The organism is Bartonella sp. B41, assembly GCF_053795765.1.
In genome coordinates this window covers 1099733-1119706 of the sequence record NZ_CP200037.1, presented here as the reverse complement: position 1 = coordinate 1119706, position 19974 = coordinate 1099733, and the positions used below count along the sequence as shown (strand labels likewise).

General features: G+C 38.8%; 22 protein-coding genes. 14 read left to right on the top strand and 8 right to left on the bottom strand.

Annotation, left to right across the window (positions count from 1 at the left end; translation table 11 throughout):
• On the bottom strand, window positions 1-258 hold the full coding sequence (locus tag V4P54_RS04930) for a DUF2312 domain-containing protein (protein ID WP_455476916.1): 258 nt from the start codon (window positions 256-258) through the stop codon (window positions 1-3).
• Between the two features lie 224 nt (window positions 259-482).
• Between V4P54_RS04930 and V4P54_RS04925 the strand changes: the two genes are divergently transcribed.
• Together V4P54_RS04925 and pyk are read left to right on the top strand one after the other, a co-directional pair.
• Entirely contained in the window at window positions 483-1016 is a 534-nt protein-coding gene (locus V4P54_RS04925) for a DUF1036 domain-containing protein (RefSeq protein ID WP_455476915.1), read from the top strand.
• Window positions 1013-2449 carry a pyruvate kinase gene (pyk, locus tag V4P54_RS04920; protein ID WP_455476914.1) on the top strand — a complete coding sequence of 479 codons (1437 nt, stop codon included), beginning with the start codon at window positions 1013-1015 and terminating at the stop codon, window positions 2447-2449. Before V4P54_RS04925 ends, pyk begins: the two co-directional genes overlap by 4 nt.
• Before the next feature lie 53 nt (window positions 2450-2502).
• Here the strand turns inward: pyk and V4P54_RS04915 are convergent, their stop codons facing one another.
• Together V4P54_RS04915 and V4P54_RS04910 are read right to left on the bottom strand one after the other, a co-directional pair.
• Entirely contained in the window at window positions 2503-2871 is a 369-nt protein-coding gene (locus tag V4P54_RS04915; RefSeq protein ID WP_455476913.1) for a cell division protein ZapA, read from the bottom strand.
• Window positions 2872-2883: 12 nt separating this feature from the next.
• A complete protein-coding gene (locus tag V4P54_RS04910; protein ID WP_455476912.1) occupies window positions 2884-3159 on the bottom strand; it encodes a DUF4164 domain-containing protein in 276 nt (91 codons plus the stop codon).
• Between the two features lie 333 nt (window positions 3160-3492).
• Between V4P54_RS04910 and tkt the strand changes: the two genes are divergently transcribed.
• The 4 genes from tkt to V4P54_RS04890 all read left to right on the top strand — a co-directional run bounded on the left by tkt (window position 3493) and on the right by V4P54_RS04890 (window position 9000).
• Entirely contained in the window at window positions 3493-5499 is a 2007-nt protein-coding gene (tkt, locus tag V4P54_RS04905; RefSeq protein ID WP_455476911.1) for a transketolase, read from the top strand.
• Window positions 5496-6503: a type I glyceraldehyde-3-phosphate dehydrogenase gene (gene gap, locus V4P54_RS04900; protein WP_455476910.1), complete on the top strand. Its 1008-nt coding sequence runs from the start codon at window positions 5496-5498 to the stop codon at window positions 6501-6503. The genes tkt and gap overlap by 4 nt, the downstream gene beginning before the upstream one ends.
• 155 nt (window positions 6504-6658) lie before the next feature.
• A complete protein-coding gene (locus tag V4P54_RS04895) occupies window positions 6659-7852 on the top strand; it encodes a phosphoglycerate kinase (protein ID WP_455477693.1) in 1194 nt (397 codons plus the stop codon).
• A 113-nt stretch (window positions 7853-7965) separates the two neighbouring features.
• Entirely contained in the window at window positions 7966-9000 is a 1035-nt protein-coding gene (locus V4P54_RS04890) for a class I fructose-bisphosphate aldolase (protein ID WP_455476909.1), read from the top strand.
• A gap of 227 nt (window positions 9001-9227) precedes the next feature.
• Here V4P54_RS04890 and rpmE read toward each other — a convergent pair whose 3' ends face one another.
• Window positions 9228-9449 carry a 50S ribosomal protein L31 gene (gene rpmE / locus V4P54_RS04885; RefSeq protein ID WP_455476908.1) on the bottom strand — a complete coding sequence of 74 codons (222 nt, stop codon included), beginning with the start codon at window positions 9447-9449 and terminating at the stop codon, window positions 9228-9230.
• Window positions 9450-9635: 186 nt separating this feature from the next.
• On the opposite strand from rpmE, the gene V4P54_RS04880 reads away from it, so the two are divergent.
• A complete protein-coding gene (locus V4P54_RS04880) occupies window positions 9636-11426 on the top strand; it encodes an ABC transporter transmembrane domain-containing protein (protein WP_455476907.1) in 1791 nt (596 codons plus the stop codon).
• A 127-nt stretch (window positions 11427-11553) separates the two neighbouring features.
• Here V4P54_RS04880 and V4P54_RS04875 read toward each other — a convergent pair whose 3' ends face one another.
• The 4 genes from V4P54_RS04875 to V4P54_RS04860 all read right to left on the bottom strand — a co-directional run bounded on the left by V4P54_RS04875 (window position 11554) and on the right by V4P54_RS04860 (window position 14916).
• Complete coding sequence (locus tag V4P54_RS04875; RefSeq protein ID WP_455476906.1) at window positions 11554-12345, bottom strand: inositol monophosphatase family protein; 792 nt, start codon at window positions 12343-12345, stop codon at window positions 11554-11556.
• A 5-nt stretch (window positions 12346-12350) separates the two neighbouring features.
• A complete protein-coding gene (gene efp / locus V4P54_RS04870; RefSeq protein WP_455476905.1) occupies window positions 12351-12923 on the bottom strand; it encodes an elongation factor P in 573 nt (190 codons plus the stop codon).
• A gap of 269 nt (window positions 12924-13192) precedes the next feature.
• Window positions 13193-14236: a tetratricopeptide repeat protein gene (locus V4P54_RS04865; RefSeq protein ID WP_455476904.1), complete on the bottom strand. Its 1044-nt coding sequence runs from the start codon at window positions 14234-14236 to the stop codon at window positions 13193-13195.
• Window positions 14233-14916, bottom strand: coding sequence for a thiamine phosphate synthase (locus V4P54_RS04860; RefSeq protein ID WP_455476903.1), 684 nt, complete (start codon window positions 14914-14916; stop codon window positions 14233-14235). Before V4P54_RS04860 ends, V4P54_RS04865 begins: the two co-directional genes overlap by 4 nt.
• A gap of 426 nt (window positions 14917-15342) precedes the next feature.
• Here V4P54_RS04860 and V4P54_RS04855 point away from each other — a divergent pair, with 426 nt between their 5' ends.
• The 7 genes from V4P54_RS04855 to V4P54_RS04825 all read left to right on the top strand — a co-directional run bounded on the left by V4P54_RS04855 (window position 15343) and on the right by V4P54_RS04825 (window position 19941).
• Window positions 15343-15861 carry a DUF1465 family protein gene (locus V4P54_RS04855; RefSeq protein WP_455476902.1) on the top strand — a complete coding sequence of 173 codons (519 nt, stop codon included), beginning with the start codon at window positions 15343-15345 and terminating at the stop codon, window positions 15859-15861.
• A 96-nt stretch (window positions 15862-15957) separates the two neighbouring features.
• Window positions 15958-16467, top strand: a complete 510-nt coding sequence (gene ruvC, locus V4P54_RS04850; protein ID WP_455476901.1) for a crossover junction endodeoxyribonuclease RuvC — start codon at window positions 15958-15960, stop codon at window positions 16465-16467.
• Window positions 16464-17090 carry a Holliday junction branch migration protein RuvA gene (gene ruvA / locus V4P54_RS04845; protein WP_455476900.1) on the top strand — a complete coding sequence of 209 codons (627 nt, stop codon included), beginning with the start codon at window positions 16464-16466 and terminating at the stop codon, window positions 17088-17090. Before ruvC ends, ruvA begins: the two co-directional genes overlap by 4 nt.
• 2 nt (window positions 17091-17092) lie before the next feature.
• On the top strand, window positions 17093-18184 hold the full coding sequence (ruvB, locus tag V4P54_RS04840; protein WP_455476899.1) for a Holliday junction branch migration DNA helicase RuvB: 1092 nt from the start codon (window positions 17093-17095) through the stop codon (window positions 18182-18184).
• Complete coding sequence (gene ybgC, locus V4P54_RS04835) at window positions 18177-18623, top strand: tol-pal system-associated acyl-CoA thioesterase (RefSeq protein ID WP_455476898.1); 447 nt, start codon at window positions 18177-18179, stop codon at window positions 18621-18623. The genes ruvB and ybgC overlap by 8 nt, the downstream gene beginning before the upstream one ends.
• A gap of 134 nt (window positions 18624-18757) precedes the next feature.
• Complete coding sequence (gene tolQ / locus V4P54_RS04830; protein WP_455476897.1) at window positions 18758-19477, top strand: protein TolQ; 720 nt, start codon at window positions 18758-18760, stop codon at window positions 19475-19477.
• 11 nt (window positions 19478-19488) lie between these two features.
• Window positions 19489-19941, top strand: a complete 453-nt coding sequence (locus V4P54_RS04825) for an ExbD/TolR family protein (RefSeq protein ID WP_455476896.1) — start codon at window positions 19489-19491, stop codon at window positions 19939-19941.
• Window positions 19942-19974: the final 33 nt, after the last annotated feature.

The window sequence follows — 19974 nt, the reverse complement described above, 5'->3', positions numbered from 1 at the left end:
TTAGTCCATACCGAGTGCATTTTTATAAAGTTGGATAACTGCTTCTTCTTCCATTCTCTTATGGTCTTCTTTTTTGCGCAATCGTACAATGCTTCGTACAGCTTTACTGTCAAATCCAGATCCTTTAAGCTCTGCATAAACTTCTTTAATATCATCTGAGATGGTTTTTTTTTCTTCTTCTAATCGTTCAATCCGTTCGATAAAAGAACGCAATTGGTTCACGGATATGGATTGTGTTTGATCAATTGCTGTGTTCATCGTATTTTTCTCCGGCTTGTATGTTTTAAAGCTACTTTTTAATAATAAATTTATGTTGGGGATCTTGAAAAACAGATAGTCAATCAAGTTGTATGCTGTGTTTACAGATTGATCTTAAATATTTTGTAAAATTTAAGGAATGTACATTGACAAAATGTCGCTAAGAAGAAGAAAAGAATAAGGATATGTATGAAAAATACTAAAAATTTTGAAAAAAGGGACGTATGTTTTATCTTAAGGAGTTACATAATAGGGGTGATTTTGTGGTTGCCAAAAAATGGTGTTGTATATTTCGAAGATTATTTATAATTTTTTTCTTTAGTATTCCTTTTGTATTCTCACTTGTTAATTTTGCAAAAGCTGATTTGCGAATTTGTAATACAACTCAACAGCCCGTTGGTGTCGCTCTTGGTTACCGCACACTTTCAGGTTGGGTAAGTGAAGGGTGGTGGGTGATTCCAATTACAGAGTGTAAAACTTTGATTGAAGGTCCCCTTTCTTCACGTTTTTATTATTTTTATGCTGAAGGTGCACAGAAAAAGGGTGGTTGGCCTGGTTCTGTTACTATGTGTGTGCAGGATAGCCAGTTTACCATTAAAGGGGTTCATGATTGTTTTGCTAGAGGGTTTCAAAAGGCTGGATTTAAAGAAATTGATACAGGTAATCAAACAAGTTGGATGATTCAGTTGACAGATGTTCCTTCATTTGGAGATTCAGTTTTACATTCTCCTACTCTTTCAGGAGTTTCTTCACAATGAAGCGTGCGCGTAAAGTTAAAATTATTGTTACTCTTGGCCCTTCTTCTTTTTCTGTTTCGATGATTGAAAAGCTTTTTGGTGCTGGAGCAGATGTTTTTCGTTTGAATATGAGTCACACTGATCGCAAAACTATGGTTGATTTGGTGAAGAAAATACGGAAAGTTGAGAAAGTTGTTCGCAGGCCAATCGGTATTTTAGTGGATCTTCAAGGACCAAAATTGCGGATTGGCAGTTTTGTTAAGGGGCAAGAGAATCTTGTTATTGGGCAAAAATTTACCTTAGATAGTGATGATGTACTTGGTGATGCACAGCGCGTTTTTTTTCCTCATAGGGAAGTTTTAGCATCTGTAAAATCAGGTGACCGTTTGTTCATTAATGATGGAAAATTGGAACTGAAGGCTGAGGTATGTAATGGTTATTCTATTCAATGTCGTGTCATTGCTGGAACTCATATTTCTGATCGTAAGGGGGTAAGCTTTCCTGATACAGTTTTGCCTTTTAGTTCTATGACATCAAAGGATAAAGCTGATCTTCAGGTCATTTTGGAACAGTCTGTTGATTGGGTTGCACTTTCTTTTGTTCAGCGTCCGGAAGATATTATGGAGGTACGTCAATTTACGAAAAATAAAGTTGCTTTGATGGCTAAGATAGAAAAATTTCAAGCATTGGAACATATAGAAGAGATTATTGATGTTTCAGATGGGATTATGATTGCACGGGGAGATCTTGGTGTAGAAATTCCGTTGGAAAAAATTCCTGCTGTTCAGATGGAGCTGATAAAAGCATGTCGTTTAGCAGGAAAGCCTATTGTAGTTGCTACGCAAATGCTTGAGTCAATGGTTGCAGCAGCTATTCCGACACGTGCAGAAGTTTCTGATGTAGCAACGGCGGTTTATGCTGGTGTTGATGCGGTGATGTTATCTGCTGAATCGGCTTCTGGTCTTTATCCTGAAGAAGCAGTACTTATGATGGATCGGATTGCTCAGCAGATTGAAAAAGAACCTACTTATGCTGCGATGATTGGAGCTCATCATCCTGTGCCTGAAACAACGGGAACAGATGCGATTTCTCTTGCGGCGCGCCAAATTACTGAAACATTGCACTTGGCAGCCATTATTGCTTATACCACTTCTGGTAAAACAGGTGTGCGTGCATCTCGTGAGCGTCCAAACGGGCCGATTATTGCCTTATCTCCGATCGTTGAAACAGCACGGAGATTGGCTTTAATTTGGGGGCTTCATTGTGTAGTGACGGAAGATGCACAAAATTTGGAAGATATGGTTGATCGTGCTGCTGCAATCGCTTTTCAAGAAGGATTTTGTCGTGGGGGGGATCGATTTATTGTTACGGCTGGAGTTCCACTTGGAACACCTGGGACGACAAATTTACTACGTATTGCCTCTGTTTCTCAGGATGGAACAAGAGGAATTTAGTGGTGAAATAAAAAGAATTATTAACTGGCGGTTGTTTTGGAAATGTGTCTCATTTATAAATTTTTCCTTTCCTGAAGATCGGCGTCATTTTTAAGCAATTGGTTAGTAAGATTTTCGATTCTCTCTGTTGTATCTCGCATAATTTTGCTCATAGTTCGATTTCTTTCATTATGTTGTCTCAAAAGAACATCATAGTCTTCCTGCAATCTTTTGTTTTCTCGTTTTATTTCTTCCATTTCATCGATAATCATGATGCCAGCCATGATGGATAAGCGGTTGTCGCCAATTTCACCGAAATTTTTCCTTAGATGCGTAATGTATTGATTTAATTGAGCTGCGAGTTCAATAAGATGGTCCTCTTGTCCTTCATCGCAAGCTATACGATAAATTTTACCATCGATTGTGACGGAAACAGTTTCCATGAGTTCAAGCCTTTATCTATCAATTACGACACGAATTGTTTCCATTGCTTTGACTAACCGTTTGGAAACTTCTTTATTTGCTACTTCTAACCGTTCAACATGCGCTTCAGATTTATCAAGTGCTTGAGCAAGGCGGCTTCGATCGGTATTCATTCGTTGAATTTCTTCTTCCCATTCGTTGTTTTTATCAACAACAGCATTGTGGTTCACAATAGCGATTTCCAAGGTTCTAAGTGCTTTTTCTAGTTGTTCCAAAGTGTGTGGTGGAACCATAATTTCTTGGGTCATGGTGGTTATATCCTTCACTCATTTTATCCTTTACCAATCTTTTATGTAAAGGCGAATCATTTTTTCTCTTTTCTTGCATTCATGTTATTTTTAAGTATGTAAGATATTTTCGCAAGCAAAGCAGGGGATACATATTAATTAAAAGCTGGATTTTTTGAAACTGTTCGCATAAATGATGAGCGTAAACGATATTGTATGAAAAGATTGGGTAGGGGATATGCATTTAAAAGATTATAAAAGGTATGTACTGATGGTTAGATGAAATTTTTTCATAAATGTAGAAAAACTTGAGGAACTGTTCAGGACATAAGCTTAAAAAATGGTCTATCATTCATGACAAATACCGAACAACAAACTCAGATGGCTAATGCCATTCGTTTTCTTGCTATTGATGCGATTGAAAAAGCAAATTCTGGTCACCCTGGGTTACCAATGGGGGCAGCCGATATTGCAACCGTTCTTTATACGAAATTTCTTGCTCATGATCCTAAAAATCCTCATTGGCCTAACCGTGATCGTTTTATTCTATCTGCTGGGCATGGATCGATGTTGCTTTATGCCCTGTTATATCTTTCTGGTTATGAAGATATTTCCATTGAGGATCTCAAGAATTTTCGTCAAATTGGGTCTAAGGTTGCTGGACATCCAGAGTATGGGCATGTTGCAGGAATTGAAACGACTACAGGTCCACTTGGACAGGGGCTTGCTAATGCTGTTGGAATGGCTCTTGGCGAGCGTTTGCTCAATGCACGTTTTGGTGATTTGGTTGATCATTACACTTATGTGCTGGTTGGTGATGGGTGCCTTATGGAAGGTATTTCGCAAGAGGCGATTTCGCTTGCTGGCCATTTAAAATTAAACAAACTGATTGTCTTATGGGACGATAACGATATTTCAATTGATGGAAATATTTCCCTTGTGGATAGCACAGACCAGATGGCTCGTTTTAGGGCATCTGGTTGGGATACTCTCAAGGTTGATGGGCATAATCAAGCAGCAATTGCGCGTGCTATTGAAGCTGCGCAAATTTCCGATAAACCAACTTTGATCGCATGTAAAACGACAATTGGATTTGGGTCTCCAAATAAAGCAGGGACGAATAAAGCCCATGGAGCGTCTTTGGGTGTACAGGAAACTTCTTTGACGCGTGTTGCGTTAGGGTGGACTGCGGAGCCTTTCGTTGTTCCATCTGATATTCTTGATGATTGGCGTGTAGCAGGTTTAAATGCGGCTAGAAAACGTCAAAAATGGGAAGAGAAATTTGCAAGTTTGCCTATATCAGAGCGTATGCAGTTTGAGAGATTGATGCGGGGCGATCTTGTAGGAAGAATAGATGGTGCTATTGATGCTTATAAACAGAAATTGGTTAAAGACTGTCCTCTTGTTGCTACGCGTAAAGCTTCAGAGATGGCTCTCGAGGTGATCAATGAGATTGTTGTAGAAACTTTTGGTGGTTCTGCCGATTTAACAGAGTCTAATAATACTAAAAGTAGTCAGATGACTGCTGTTTCTGCTGATGATTTTTCAGGTCGCTATTTACATTATGGAATTCGCGAACATGCGATGGCGGCGGTGATGAACGGTCTTGCTCTTCATGGAGGTTTTATTCCTTATGGGGGGACATTTTTATGTTTTTCTGACTATATGCGCCCTGCAATGCGTTTGTCTTCTCTCATGGGTTTGCGGGTCATTTACGTTATGACTCATGATTCAATAGGTCTTGGAGAGGATGGTCCTACTCATCAGCCAGTGGAGCATTTGGCTGCATTGCGCGCACTTCCCAATCATCTTGTTTTTCGACCTGCTGATGCTGTAGAGACAGTGGAGTGTTGGCAATTGGCTTTAAAGGCGCGTAATACACCATCTACTTTGGCTTTGAGCCGGCAAAATTTGCCGCTCTTGCGTAAAGATTATGATGAAGAAAATTTATGTTTGCTTGGTGCTTATGAATTATTAACGGCAAGTGATGATGCTAAGGTGACTATCTTTGCTTCTGGTTCGGAGTTGCAAATTGCAGTGAAGTCGCATGCTGTTTTGGAAGCAAACAATATTCCAACACGTGTGGTTTCTGTACCTTGTTTTGAATTATTTGCTCAACAATCTCTCTCATATCAGCATGCTTTAATTGGAAATGCACCGATTAAGATTGCGATCGAAGCTGCTGTTCGGCAAGGGTGGGATCGTTTTATTGGTAGCGATGGTGTGTTTATTGGTATGAATGGATTTGGAGCAAGTGGGACGCTTGATGCTCTTTATGCACATTTTGGTATTACTTGCGAGAATGTTGTCACTATTGTTGAAGAAAAGCTTAAAAAGATTAATGAGGAAACTGTGAAATGACGGTTCGCATTGCAATTAATGGGTTTGGCCGTATTGGGCGTAGTATTTTGCGTGCAATTGTGGAAAGTGGTCGGCAGGATATCGAGGTTGTAGCAGTTAATGGTGTAGGATCTGTGGAGGCGAATGCTCATTTACTACGCTATGATTCAGTTCACGGGCGCTTTCCTTATCCTGTTAAGATTGTTGGGGATGCAATTGATGTCGGTTTTGGTTTGATAAAGATGGTTGCAAATCGTGATCCATTACAATTGCCTTGGAAAGCTTTGGATATCGATATTGTTTTGGAATGTACGGGTGTTTTTACTGCGCGTGATAAAGCAAGTATTCATCTCGATGCAGGCGCAAAGCGGGTTCTTGTTTCTGCACCTTCTGAAGGTGCAGATCTCACGGTTGTTTACGGAGTTAATCATCAGTTTTTGAGTAGAGAACATAGGGTTGTTTCAAATGCTTCCTGCACAACAAATTGCTTGGCTCCTGTTGCACAAGTGCTGAACAATGCAATTGGAATTGAAAAAGGCTTTATGACAACGATTCATTCTTATACGGGTGATCAACCTGTTTTAGACACAACGCATCGTGACCTTTATCGTGCTCGGGCTGCTGCTCTTTCTATGATTCCTACATCAACAGGAGCGGCAAAGGCTGTGGGATTGGTTTTGCCAGAGTTAAAGGGAGTGCTTGATGGTGTATCGATTCGTGTTCCAACTCCTAATGTTTCTGTTGTTGATTTAACATTTATAGCCAAGCGTTCCACAACGATCAAGGAAATTAATACGGCCATTTGTACAGCAGCTAGAGGGAATCTTAGAGGCATTTTGGGTTATACAGAGGAAAAACTCGTGAGTTGTGATTTTAATCATGATCCACATTCTGCAATTTTTCATAATGATCAAACGAAGGTGATTGATGGTAAACTTTGTCGTGTTTTGGTTTGGTACGATAATGAGTGGGGTTTTTCAAACCGTATGGCTGATACCGCTGTGGCTTTTGCTAAGACAATGTAGAGAGAGTGTATGCAGGTTTTTTACAAAAGTGTATAAAAATAATCAGTTAGTGGTTCTATTTATTTTTGTAAAAAGCGTATTGCTTTATTTTTGTAAAGAAAAAATCAGGCTAGTGCATTTGTTTTAAGACAACAAAAAGTTGAGAGAAAGCAATGATGGGTTTTCGTACACTTGATGACGTTGATGTTTTTGGAAAACGTGTTCTTGTTCGGGTGGATTTTAATGTTCCTATATTGCAGGGAAAAGTATGTGATGAGACGCGTCTCAAACGGCATAAAGATACGCTTATTGAGCTTAGGAGACGTGGTGCTAAACTTATTCTTCTTTCTCATTTTGGTCGTCCTAAAGGACAGGTTAAACCAGAATTTTCTTTGCAACCTGTCATTGAAACACTGGCAAAAATAATGGATCAGCCGATTTATTTTTCACAAGATTGTATTGGAGAATCAGCGAAAAGAGCCATTAAAATATTACAAAATGGTTCTATCTTGGTACTAGAAAATCTTCGTTTTCATTCGGGTGAAGAAAAGAATGATCGCTCTTTTGCTGAAGCTTTAGCACAAAATGGAGATCTTTATGTGAATGATGCTTTTTCTGTTGCGCATCGTACGCATGCTTCTATAGAAGGAATAACACATTTGTTGCCTTCCTATGCAGGACGTTCTTTGCAGTGTGAGCTACAGGCATTGGAAAAAGGTCTTGAAAATCCAATACATCCATTGGTTGCTATTGTTGGAGGTGCAAAGGTTTCGAGCAAGCTTTTTGTACTCAATAATTTGGTTGAAAAGGTCGATTATTTAGTAATTGGTGGTGGTATGGCAAATAGTTTTTTGGCTGCTCAAGGTATTCGTGTTGGAAAGTCTTTATGTGAACATAAATTGATAGAAACGGTTAAGAAAATCATTGAAAAAGCAAAAGAATGTCAGTGTACACTTTTGTTACCTGTGGATGTGATGGTTGGATTTCGTTTTGAAAAAGATGCGCCGCATCGTCTCTATGATGTTGGAGATATTCCTGAAGATGGAATAATTTTAGATATTGGTGTGCGCTCTGTTTCTCATGTTAATGCAGTGATTGATGAAGCTGCTACTCTTGTGTGGAATGGTCCCTTCGGTGTTTTTGAGATGCCGCCCTTTGATCAGGGAACAATTGCGGTTGCACGCCATGTAGCGGAGCGTAGCAGAAAAAGACGGTTGATTTCAATTGCTGGGGGAGGAGATACGGTTTCCGCACTCAATCATGCTGGTGTTGCAGGTGATTTTACTTATCTTTCAACTGCAGGAGGAGCTTTTTTAGAATGGATGGAGGGTAAAGTTCTTTCAGGTATCTTTGCTCTCAGGCAGGTTTAAAGAGCAAGTTAAAAGAAGTATCTTTGTCATATGATTGTACGGGTGTGGTTGTATACAGTTTGTTTTAAAAATTAGGATAGATAATAATTAAGATAGATAAGAGGAATTTTTTTATGAATGAACGGCTTGAAGATATTGCACTTGCTTTAGTTAGTACTGGTAAAGGTATTTTGGCCGCGGATGAAAGTACAGCTACAATCGGAAAGCGTTTTGAAGCTATAGGTATTGAATCTAATGAAGATAGTCGCCGTGCTTATCGTGAAATGTTATTTACGGCAAAAAAAGCTATGGAAAGCGCTATCTCCGGTGTTATTTTATTTGATGAGACTCTTCATCAAAAGGCATCAACTGGAAGAATGTTGACGGATATCATTCGTGATTCTGGTGCTTTGCCTGGTATTAAGGTTGATACTGGTGCTAAAGCACTGGCATATTTTCCTCATGAAATGATTACAGAAGGGTTAGATGGTCTCCGTGAACGTTTAAAAAAATATTATGCTTTAGGAGCACGATTTGCCAAATGGCGTTCAGTGATTACGATTGATGCACACGATTTACCAACAAAAGGGGCAATAAGCCAAAATGCGCAAGCTTTGGCGCGTTATGCTGCTTTGTGTCAAGAAGCAGGGATTGTACCAATTGTTGAGCCAGAAGTGCTGATGGATGGGCAATCGTGCCAGCATTCTATTGAGCGTTGTTTTGAGGTTACACAAGCTGTTTTAAGCACTGTATTTAAAAAATTATTTGAAGCACGGGTTCTTTTCGAGGGCATGATTTTAAAGCCAAATATGGTGATTGATGGGAAAGGTGCTCGTGTTGCTTGTGTTGAGGAAGTAGCTGAGAAGACAGTTCTTGTTCTTAAACGGATTGTTCCTGCTGCTGTTCCCGGAATTGCTTTTCTCTCTGGTGGACAATCTGATGAAGAAGCAACTGCCCATTTGTCAGCTATGAATGCGCTGGGGGAAATATTGCCTTGGAAATTGACTTTTTCTTATGGAAGGGCATTGCAAGCAGCTGCGTTGAAGGCGTGGGGAGGGAAACACGAAAACATTTCTATTGCACAAAAAGCGTTTTGCCATCGTGCACGGATGAATCATCTTGCTTCTTTAGGTCAATGGACAAAAGAACAGGAAAAATCTTTCGTATAAAAGATGACACAATCCTAGTGAGAACAAAATAAGTCTGTTTAGCTTTTGACGTTTTTACTGTGGTAAAATTTTGAGGACAAAACTTCTTTTCTTAGCAATTTTTAACGTATCTCTGATTTCATTGCAATTAATGCTGCTAATTAAAACACTCAAAAAGGACCGATTGTTCTCAGCAACTATTCGCTTCTTCTGCAGTATTTTTACAATTCACAACTGGTAATAAAACTTTAGATGCCGAGATTGCCAAAACGATTTTTGAACTTAGAAACACGTCCGCCACGGTCTACTAATGTCTGAGACCCTCCAATCCATGCTGGGTGTGTTTTGGGATCAATATCTAAATTCAGTACATCACCTTCTTTTCCCCAAGTAGAGCGAGTCGTGTATTTGGTACCATCGGTCATAACAACAGTAATTTTGTGATAGTTTGGATGAATATTCTCTTTCATGTTGTAAACCTTCTACTTTCACACAACGAAATGGCATTAGCTCTATTTTTTAGGTGCGCTTTCTTTGCCTTTTTGATAAATTGATCAAAGCATAGTTCCTATAGCTGAGTGCGTATCAAAAAACAAGTGCTCAAGATATATCATTGTATTGAGAATTATAAACAATATTAAAGTAGGCAGAACCCTATGAAGCTATTTAGTCATTCAGTAAAATCTGCAAAGTCTTCTAAAACAAGGCTTTCGTTATCTTCGTTTGCAAATTTTGCTCCTTATATTGGTCGTTGTCGTTGGCTTATAGTCTTTGCTTTTCTTGCTTTATTGGTTGCTGGCCTTGTTATGTTGGCTTTACCCATTGCTATTCGCCAAATGCTCGATCATGTGTTTTCTGTTTCGAGTCGTGACAACATAAACTTCTACTTTGGTGTTTTATTTGTGTTGGCATTATTTCTTGCGCTTGCTTCAGCTTGCCGTTATTACTGTGTTATTACTTTGGGTGAACGGATTGTTGCTGATTTAAGGCGTGATATTTTTTCGAAGATTACGCAACTTTCCCCTGCTTTTTTTGATCGTTCTCATTCTGGTGAGATTGTTTCGCGTTTGCTAACAGATACAACTCAAATAAAATTGGCCATTGGTTCGACAATCTCTATTGCTTTGCGTCACCTTATTGTGGTGGTTGGCGCGATTATTATGATGGTGATTACGAATGCTAAATTATCTTTGCTTGTTTTGCTTGCTATCCCTTTTGTTGCCATTCCATTGGTTGTTTTTGGACGGAAGGTTCGTGCTCGTACGCGTGCTGCACAAGATCGTTTAGCAGAAGCTAACACTTTGGCAACTGAACAGATCAATGCTATTCGCACGGTTCAAGCCTTTACCGCTGAAAAACATATTTCTGCACGTTTTTCAGAGTTAATAGAGCGCGTTTTTCAAACAGCTAGATCGTCTGTAATTTTTCGTTCTTTTTTCACGGGTTTCGCAATTTTTTTGGTTTTTAGCAGTGTTGTTGCTGTTTTGTGGATTGGATCTCATGATGTTTTAAGTGGTGCTATGTCTGGTGGAGCATTGGGGCAATTTGTTCTCTACGCAGTTTTTGGAGCATCAACTTTTGCACAATTATCAGAGGTGGGTGCAGAATTGGTGCAGGCTGCAGGTGCTGCTGAACGGCTTGCCGAACTGTTACAAGAACAGCCTACCATTATTAATCCAAAATTTCCTTTACCTTTAGCACGACCGGTTCAAGGATCCCTCATTTTTGATCGGGTCGATTTTAGTTATCCTGCAAGATCACAAGAGAAAATTTTGCATTCTCTTTCTTTTTCTATCAAAGCGGGAGAAACTGTTGCTTTTGTTGGAGCTTCTGGTTCAGGAAAAAGCACTATTTTTTCCTTGATTCTTCGTTTTTATGATCCAACAGGTGGTAAAATCCGGTTTGACGGAAATGAAATTGATCTTCTTTCTCTTCATGACTTACGAAGCTCAATTTCGTATGTTTCACAAGATGCTGCAATTTTTGATGGGACATTGCGTGATAATATTATTTTTGGTGCTGAAAATATCAATGAAGAGCAAATTATCGCTGCAGCTAAAACAGCTAATGCATTTGAATTCATTGAATCTTTACCAATGGGATTTGACACCGAGGTTGGGGAACGTGGGATGTTGCTTTCTGGCGGACAAAAACAACGCATCGGTATTGCGCGAGCAGTTTTAAGAAATGCTCCTTTGTTGTTACTTGATGAAGCAACATCAGCTTTGGATGCAAGTAGTGAAAAGCTGGTACAAGAAGCTTTAGAAGGGTTGATGAAAAATCGAACAACGTTGGTAATTGCGCATCGTTTGGCAACGATTTCAAAAGCGGATCGTATTCTTGTTATGGATAAAGGTATGATTATTGAATCTGGGACACATACAGAGCTTGTTGCTCAAGATGGAGCTTATGCGCGTCTGGCCAAATTGCAATTCTTATCTGAATAGATCATCATCATAAGGCGCACATTGTAATCTGTTTATTTTTATTTCCAAAGAAATAATAATAGTTTGGAGATAAGAGAAAAATATAGCATCTGAAATGTCGCTTTTTTGTGGATATTTTTTCTGTGACTTAGATGCTTTTTTTGATGGCTCTTTCTAATTTGATGCGGATAAGTTCGTTACCAGCAACGATATTTTTTTTGCAAAATATAGCATTACCTCCTTCTTTATCAGTGACAAAACCACCAGCTTCACGAATCATTAGTATTCCAGCGGCCATATCCCAAATTTGAAGGTTATCTTCCCAAAATCCATCTACTCTTCCTGCGGCAACATAGGCAAGGTCGAGAGCCGCAGCTCCGAAGCGACGTATACCGGAAACTTCAGTCATAACATTATGCAATTCTATAAGATATGCACCATGATTGGGACGTCCTAAATGAGGCATTCCTGTTGCAATTACACAATCTTCTAGTTTTCGTCGTGCAGAAACGCGGCAGCGCCTATCATTACAGAAAGCACCGTTACCACGTTCGGCAGTAAATAGCTCATTGTTTGCAGGATTATAGATTACACCTGCAACAATTTGTCCTTGACTTTCTAAAGCTATGGAAACAGCAAAAAAAGGAATACCATGTAAAAAATTTGTTGTTCCATCTAAAGGATCTACAATGAAACGATGCTGAGAATCTTCTCCGATAATTTCTTCGGATTCTTCCATAAGAAAACCAAATTTTGGTCGTGCTCTGCTTAATTCATTGAAAATGATTTTTTCCGCTTTATGGTCTGCTTGACTCACGTAATCTGCAGGTCCTTTCAAAGAAACTTGCAAATTTTGTATTTCACCATAATCACGCACCAAAGAACGTCCAGCTTTCATTGCAGCTTGTACCATGACATTCATGATTGCGGAGTGAGCCATTTGTTTTATCCCTTATCATTTGCGCGACGCAGGTAAACCAGCTCGTTTGTGTCAACGACAATTCGTTCTCCTGCGTTAATAAAAGGTGGTACGAGAATACGAATGCCGTTTTCAAGAATTGCAGGTTTATAAGAGGCGGTAACTGTCTGCCCCTTGAGTGCTGGATCAGCTTCAGCAATTGTTACTGTTACCTGATCAGGCAATGATATGCCAATAGGTTTTTCTTGGTAAAGTTCGACGGTGACAATCATCCCATCTTGTAAAAAAGCAGCGCGCTCTCCAACAAAATCTTTTTGTAATTCAAGCTGTTCGTAAGATTGTGAATCCATAAAAACCAAAGAATCTCCTTGTTGATAAAGGAAAGTAAAATCTTTTTGCTCGAGGCGCACTCTCTCAACGGTTTCTGCTGCGCGAAATCGTTCATTGAGTTTTGTACCGTCAATCACATTTTTCATTTCAACTTGGTTAAAGGCTCCACCTTTTCCTGGTTTTACGGCATTACATTTAACAGCTACCCATAATCCCCCTTGGTGCTCGATTACGTTTCCTGGTCGAATTTCATTGCCATTAATTTTCATATTTTATATCCAATTCTATTTTCGTAAAAAAGGCCTTTATTGTTTTTGGTGAAACTCCGCGTCATTCTTGCAGGGGAAAAAGCTCCTATGTATCCTCGCTTTTCAGCTTTTTGCAAGAACACAAAAATATCTCAGAAGCAAGCTTTTAAAAGATTTGCTAAAATTTTTTTGTGGGAATTTGTGTGTTTGAAGAAAAGAATGTGATTCCTATTATACGTAAATTAAAATTTTTGTTTGTGTAAATTAAAAGATATTCTATTGAATATAAGTTAAAAAATTGGAAGCAGCTTTACCGCTTCTTTGCGTGCGTCTTCCATCTGTGTATTATCCATACCTTGGAGCATTATTTCAAGATCAGGAGCTTGTGTTTTTGCTTGTTTTGCGACTATATACCATGCAGCAGCCATAATAATATTGCCCTGTGTTCCTATTCCATCCCGATACAGTCTTGCCAGGTTCACTTGTGCGAGCGGGATCATGTTTATAGCGTTGGTATGAAGTAAACGGAAAGCATGTTGAAAATCTTGTTTTCCTCCGCGGCCTTGTATCAACCACTGTGCTAAAAGAATTTGAGCCATAGAATGCTTATTTTTAGCTGCGACTTCTATTAATTTGCGCGCATTGCGATCATCCCTTGGTCGGTTTAGAGTTCCCGAAGAAAGTATGTTAGCAGCAGCAAAAGCGGCTTCAGGATCACCGAGGGCTGCACCTTTTAAGAACCATTTTAAGGCTTTTTCTTTTGTTTCATCTTCGTTGCTTTGTAACGAGACACCTGCAAGAGCTTGTTTTTCATGTGCAGCTTTGTAAAGAAGCAATTTCCCATAATGAAAATATGCTTCTTTTACACCAGCTTTTACTGCTTTCCAAATGAATTGTTCGCTGAGTTTTTGGTTTTGCGTGATAAACTGACCATCAAACAGCATAAGACCGTAGTACAATTGTGCTTGTGGTTCGCCTTGTTTTGCTGCACGTCCAAACCACAAAGCAGCGCGTGCTCTATCCATGGAAACAGCATATCCTTCTAAATATATTTTAGCGACTAAGGTTTGTGCAATTGGGTCATTTTGTTCAGCACGTCTGAGGGCTTCGCGAAAGGCTTTTAAGTAGTAGCCCTGAACATAATAGTCATAGGCTTGATCGTATTGTCCAGCTTTTAAGGGACGGAAGGTTTTTTCAGGATTTGAAGATTCTTGAATAGTGTTAAAATTGTGTTTAAAATTCTGAGTTTTTTTGGTGTTTTCAGCAGAATGGACGGTGATAGTTGAAGCCCACATTATAGCCAAAATGAATAGCATAAACTCTTTCTTTATCATGGATATCTTTTCTCTATCAATAGGGGAGAGTTTTTGCATTTTTCTTTTATCATGTTGAGTATCATTACAGGATTGTCATGAGAAAAAATCATTTCTTCAACAGCAATAAATTCACTAGAAGTTTGTAAAGCTTCATCAAATGTTGTAAAATCGCTTCCTGTCTGAACAATTATTGGAACCTCCATAATTTCTGCCCACCATTGTGCCAACTGAATATTGCGAGGGTGAGCACGTGGTTTTTTGTCAGCACCTAATTTTCCGAAAAGCAGGTAATCAACGCCAATTTCTGCGGCAATCATGGCGGAATGACGGTCGCGTAGATTTCCAATACCTATTATTTGTTGTCCTTTTTTTTGATTTTCAATGTTTTCAAGGGCATCAGAATGGTTTTCTAGATGTAGACCATCGGCCTTTACTCGCCCAACAATTCGACTATCTTCAGCGATAAGAAGGGCAGCACCATGATCTTGAATATCTTTAGCGTAGATGTGTGCTTGTTTTTGTAAAAAGGTTTCATCTTGTTGAATACTTTGAGAGTCATAGAGGATTACACATGCAAAAGACTCTGTTTGCATAATTTGATGCAAAAATGCAGGATTCAGAGATCGTCTAACATCTAACGTTAAAACTAATTGGGGAAAAGGACAAGGTTCAGTTCGGTTATTCTTTTGTTTTGTCATGCAAAATCCTTAGTTTTTACCGTATCTGATCCTTTTTCGCTTCGTTAGTATAAGTGGTCTCATGTTTCAAAGCAACATTCTCTCCAGCTATTTTCAATAGAGAGATTTGAGGTGGATGGTATTGGAAATTTGTGATTAAGATAGGAAGGCCAGCATTTTTTATTACATTATAGTGGGATTATTTTTTTATAGCATATTGACCATAAGTGGTATTAAATACAATTTATGGTTATTTAATAATTATAAAAGAAACCAATCATATTGTTCTATAACGTGTTAACCTTAGTTTGAGAAGTATATTGCGTGAGTGTTTTAAAAGAGGTACTCAATTTCGCAGAAGAGGCATTCTACGCAGAAAAGAAAGAAACTTTTTAATTCTCTAATCGTTAAGTGTCATAATTTTATGCTGGTATTGGAGTGTAAAAGATGAGCGTTCGTAAACATTCGCATGATGAGCCTATTATTATGGCGGAGCATGATGCTTTTGAGAATTCTTTTAACCGTTTATATGAAGAGACTATGGCTCTGATTGAAGAGACAGCAGCTTATGTTAGTATGGAAGGAAAGGTAGCTGTGCGCAATCTTTCTGAAGAGGTTGCCGCTGTTTATGCAAAAGAAGCAATGTATTTAAGCACAAGGTTGATGCAAATTGCTTCTCAACTTCTCCTTCTTCGTGCAGATCGTGAAGGGGAAATGTCTCCTGAACAAATACAAAAAGAGATTGCAAAGGTATCTCTTAATACGCCAACACTGAAATTAGAAAGCAGGTATTGGCAAGATTTGCCAGAGGATTTTCGCAATTTTGTTGCTCGTTCACTTCGTTTAGAAAAACGGACGCAGTATATGAATTATAGTAGAGAACATATTTCTTCTCATTTCTTAGAAGCCGATAATGCAGTGAACAAGCAAATCGAACTACTTAAAACCGCTTTTCAGCATTCTTAAGAAATTCAAATTTTCTTTCTTTTTTATTACCTTTCATGTGTTCTATTTTTTAGTGGTATCTGTTCAAATTGGGGAAAATAGCATAAGCTCATTTTCATGGCAGAGACGATTCGTATTATAGGCATTGATCCTGGATTGCGGCGGACAGGATGGGGGGTTGTTGATATCTCTGGTAATCGTCTTCAATTTGTTGCTTCGGGTACCCTTTCTTCTGATGCGCAGCGTGATCTTTCTTTTCGTTTATGTCAAATTTATAATGGACTTTCAGGTGTTTTGCATAAATTTATGCCTCATGAGGCTGCTGTAGAGCATGTGTTTGTTAATAAAGATGCTATGGCGACCTTAAAACTTGGTCAAGCACGAGCTATTGCACTCCTTGTTCCAGCACAAGCAAATCTTCCGGTTTTTGAATATGCTCCAAATAAAGTTAAAAAGTCAGTTATTGGTGTCGGTCATGGAGATAAGGAGCAAATTCACATGATGGTGAAAGTTTTACTTCCACAGGCTGAGTTTGACAGTAGTGATGCGGCTGATGCGCTTGCTCTTGCTATTTGTCACAGTAGCCACCGTACCGGCATTTCTCGTTATTCAAGGATCATGGCATGATCGGTAAATTGAAAGGTGTTCTTGAACATATTTTTGATGATCATATAATTCTTGATGTTCAAGGTGTGGGTTATATTGTATTTGTATCAAAACGGCTTCACTCTTCTTTACCAGCTCTTGGTGAGAATTTGAGTTTGTTTACTGAAATGCATGTTCGTGAAGATGCTATTCGCCTTTTTGGTTTTGTTGAAAAAGCTGAACAAGAGTGGTTTTGTCTTTTACAAAATGTTCCTGGTGTTGGGGCGAAGGTTGCTCTAGCAATTTTAGGAACTTTATCGCCTGATGAATTATCACAAGCGATAGCATCGGATAATACTACAGTGATTAGTGGGGCTCCTGGAGTTGGTAAAAAAGTGAGTGCAAGGATTGTTAGTGAACTTAAAAGCAAAGCATTGCCGTTGAATAGTGGCTCATTTCACTTAGCTTCTGCTCCTCGTATGGATTTTGCTCAGCAACCTACAAATGATGCGCTTTCAGCTTTGGTTAAACTTGGTTTTGAACGTGAGCAGGCTGCAAGTGCTGTGTATTCTGCAATGAATGCTCTTGAAGGGAAATCTGTTTCTACAGAACTCCTTATTCGTCATAGCCTTAAACTTCTTTCTATTCCACTTAGTACAAGGTAAAAATGCATAAAGATGAAGATCAACGTTTGCTTAGTTCGGGTTCTCTTCCTAATGATCCGGATCGCTCTTTAAGGCCACAGGTTCTTGATGACTTTATTGGTCAAGAAGCAGTACGCGAAAATTTAAAAATATTTATTGAAGCTGCAAAAGTTCGTCAAGAAGCGCTCGATCATGTTTTATTTGTGGGGCCGCCTGGCTTAGGGAAAACAACGCTTTCTCAGATTATGGCTAAAGAATTGGGAGTTAATTTTCGTTCTACCTCAGGGCCAGTTATTGCTAAGGCAGGCGATTTGGCGGCTCTTTTAACTAATCTAGAAGAACGTGATGTTCTTTTTATTGATGAAATTCATCGTTTGAATCCGGCAATTGAGGAAATTCTTTATCCTGCTATGGAAGATTATCAGCTTGATTTGATTATTGGTGAGGGGCCTGCGGCACGTTCTGTTAAAATTGATTTGGCTAAGTTCACTTTGGTTGCTGCAACGACGCGTTTAGGGCTTTTGACGACACCATTGCGAGATCGTTTTGGTATTCCAATTCGGTTAAATTTTTATACTATAGAAGAACTGAAATATATTGTGCAGCGTAATGCGCACCTTTTTTCAGTACAGATTAGTGATGATGGGGCTCATGAAATTGCACGGCGTGCCCGTGGCACTCCACGAATTGCAGGGCGTCTTTTGCGTCGAGTTTGTGATTTTGCATTGGTCAAATGTGCGAAAAAAATTGATTGCAAAGTTGCAGATGAAGCGCTTTCTCGTCTTGAAGTTGACAAAATTGGGCTTGATGTACTTGATCGTCGTTATTTGCTTCTCATTGCAGAAACATTTTTGGGTGGTCCCGTAGGTATTGAAACGATTGCTTCTGCTTTATCAGAACCGCGTGATGCTATTGAAGATATTATTGAACCTTATCTTCTACAACAAGGTTTTATTCAGCGTACTTTTCGTGGGCGTATTCTGACAGAAAAAGCTTGGTCTCATCTGGGGATGAGTTCTCCTGCTTCCACGATTTCAACACAAAAGAGCGTTCAACTCTCTGATACGCAAGATAATATACCACCCGATAATTTATGGGATGAAGTTGATGGTTGAAATATCCTCCTTAGAGAATAATAACGCAAATGTTTTTCATGATATTCAAGTACGGGTTTATGTCGCTGATACAGATTTTTCTGGGGTTGTTTATCATGCACGCTATCTGGAGTTTTTTGAACGAGGGCGTTCGGAATTTTTGAGAAATACAGGATTTGATAACAGTGCATTTGCGTCAGGTGTTCAAAGTGAGAAAATGTTTTTTGTTGTGCGTCATATGGAGATTAGTTTTTCTCGATCAGCACAAATTGATAATCTTTTAACAGTTAAGACACGGATAAATTGTGTTCAAGGAGCGCGTTTTTTTATGGATCAGTGTATTTTGCGTGATGATACAATGCTTGTAGAAGCGAAAGTTGAAATTGCTCTTGTTAATCAAGAGGGGAAACCACGCCGTTTACCTAAGGGATTGTTTTCTACTGTTTTTCTTGAATATTAAATCTATTTCAAAAGTTGTATTGGACTGTTATTTTATAGGTAGGATTAAAATTTATTTTTATAAATTTATAAACTGTAAAATAATCTACTTTATTAAAATTCAGATGTGGGTTTTCATTGATAGGGAAGAAAATTATGTCACACGTAGAATTAACGAATCCAGAGATGATTGGGGTGTTAAGCTTGTTTATGCAAGCTGGTTGGGTTGTTAAAGTTGTTATGATTGGGTTATTAATGGCTTCCGTTTGGAGTTGGACGATTATTTTTGATAAGATATTGACATATCGGAGAATACGGCGTGAAATAAGACAGTTTGAACGTGTATTTTGGTCTGGGAAATCTTTGGAAGAGCTTTATACAGCATGTAAAAATCAGCATATTACCAGTATATCGGCCGTTTTTATGGCTGCAATGTCGGAATGGAAAAAGTCACTCGCAAAAGGGACTCATACATCGATGAGTTTGCAGAGTCGTATTGATAAGGCTATGAATCTTACTTTAGGGCGTGAAAGTGCAAAAATAGAATCAAAATTAAATTTTTTGGCTACATTGGGATCAGCAGGACCATTTGTTGGTCTTTTTGGAACAGTCGTTGGCATTATGGGGTCGTTTCTTTCTATTTCAGTGTCGCAAAATACCTCGTTGTCAGTTGTTGCTCCGGGGATTGCAGAGGCGCTTTTGGCGACCGCTATTGGTTTGTTTGCAGCGATTCCAGCTGTTGTTGCCTATAATAAGTTGGTCAATGAAAGTGCTAAGATAATCATACAAATAGAAAATTTTGCAGATGAGTTTTCGACGATTGTATCGCGACGTATTGATGAGACTCTGATGTCTCATTCATCTCCATCATTGTAAGGAGAGTCTTTATGGATGTTTCTGTTTCTTCTTCGTTTCAAAAAAATACACGTAGGCGGTATCGTTTACAAGGTAAACTTATGAGCGAGATCAATGTAACTCCTTTCGTGGATGTAATATTGGTTTTATTGATTATTTTTATGGTTTCTGCCCCACTTTTAGTTAATGGTGTTCCTCTTGATTTGCCTCGTAGTCAAGCTGAGCCAGTGCAAATGGATAGTTCTCCTCTTACAGTTTCTCTTGATGAGCAAGGGCGTTTTGCTATCAATCAAGACTATTACGATACGTCAGAAATTCTCATTGAGCAGCTTAAAGCAAAGTTGTTGTCTGATCCTGTACAAAAGGATCGACGTATTTTTGTTCGTGTTGCTAAGACTATTGAATATCAACGGGTATTACAATTGTTGGCTAATATTCAAAAAGCAGGTTTTTCACAAGTTGCTTTGGCTAGTTTAGAACAATGATATTATAGTTAATTGTTGTATATTGGACATAAA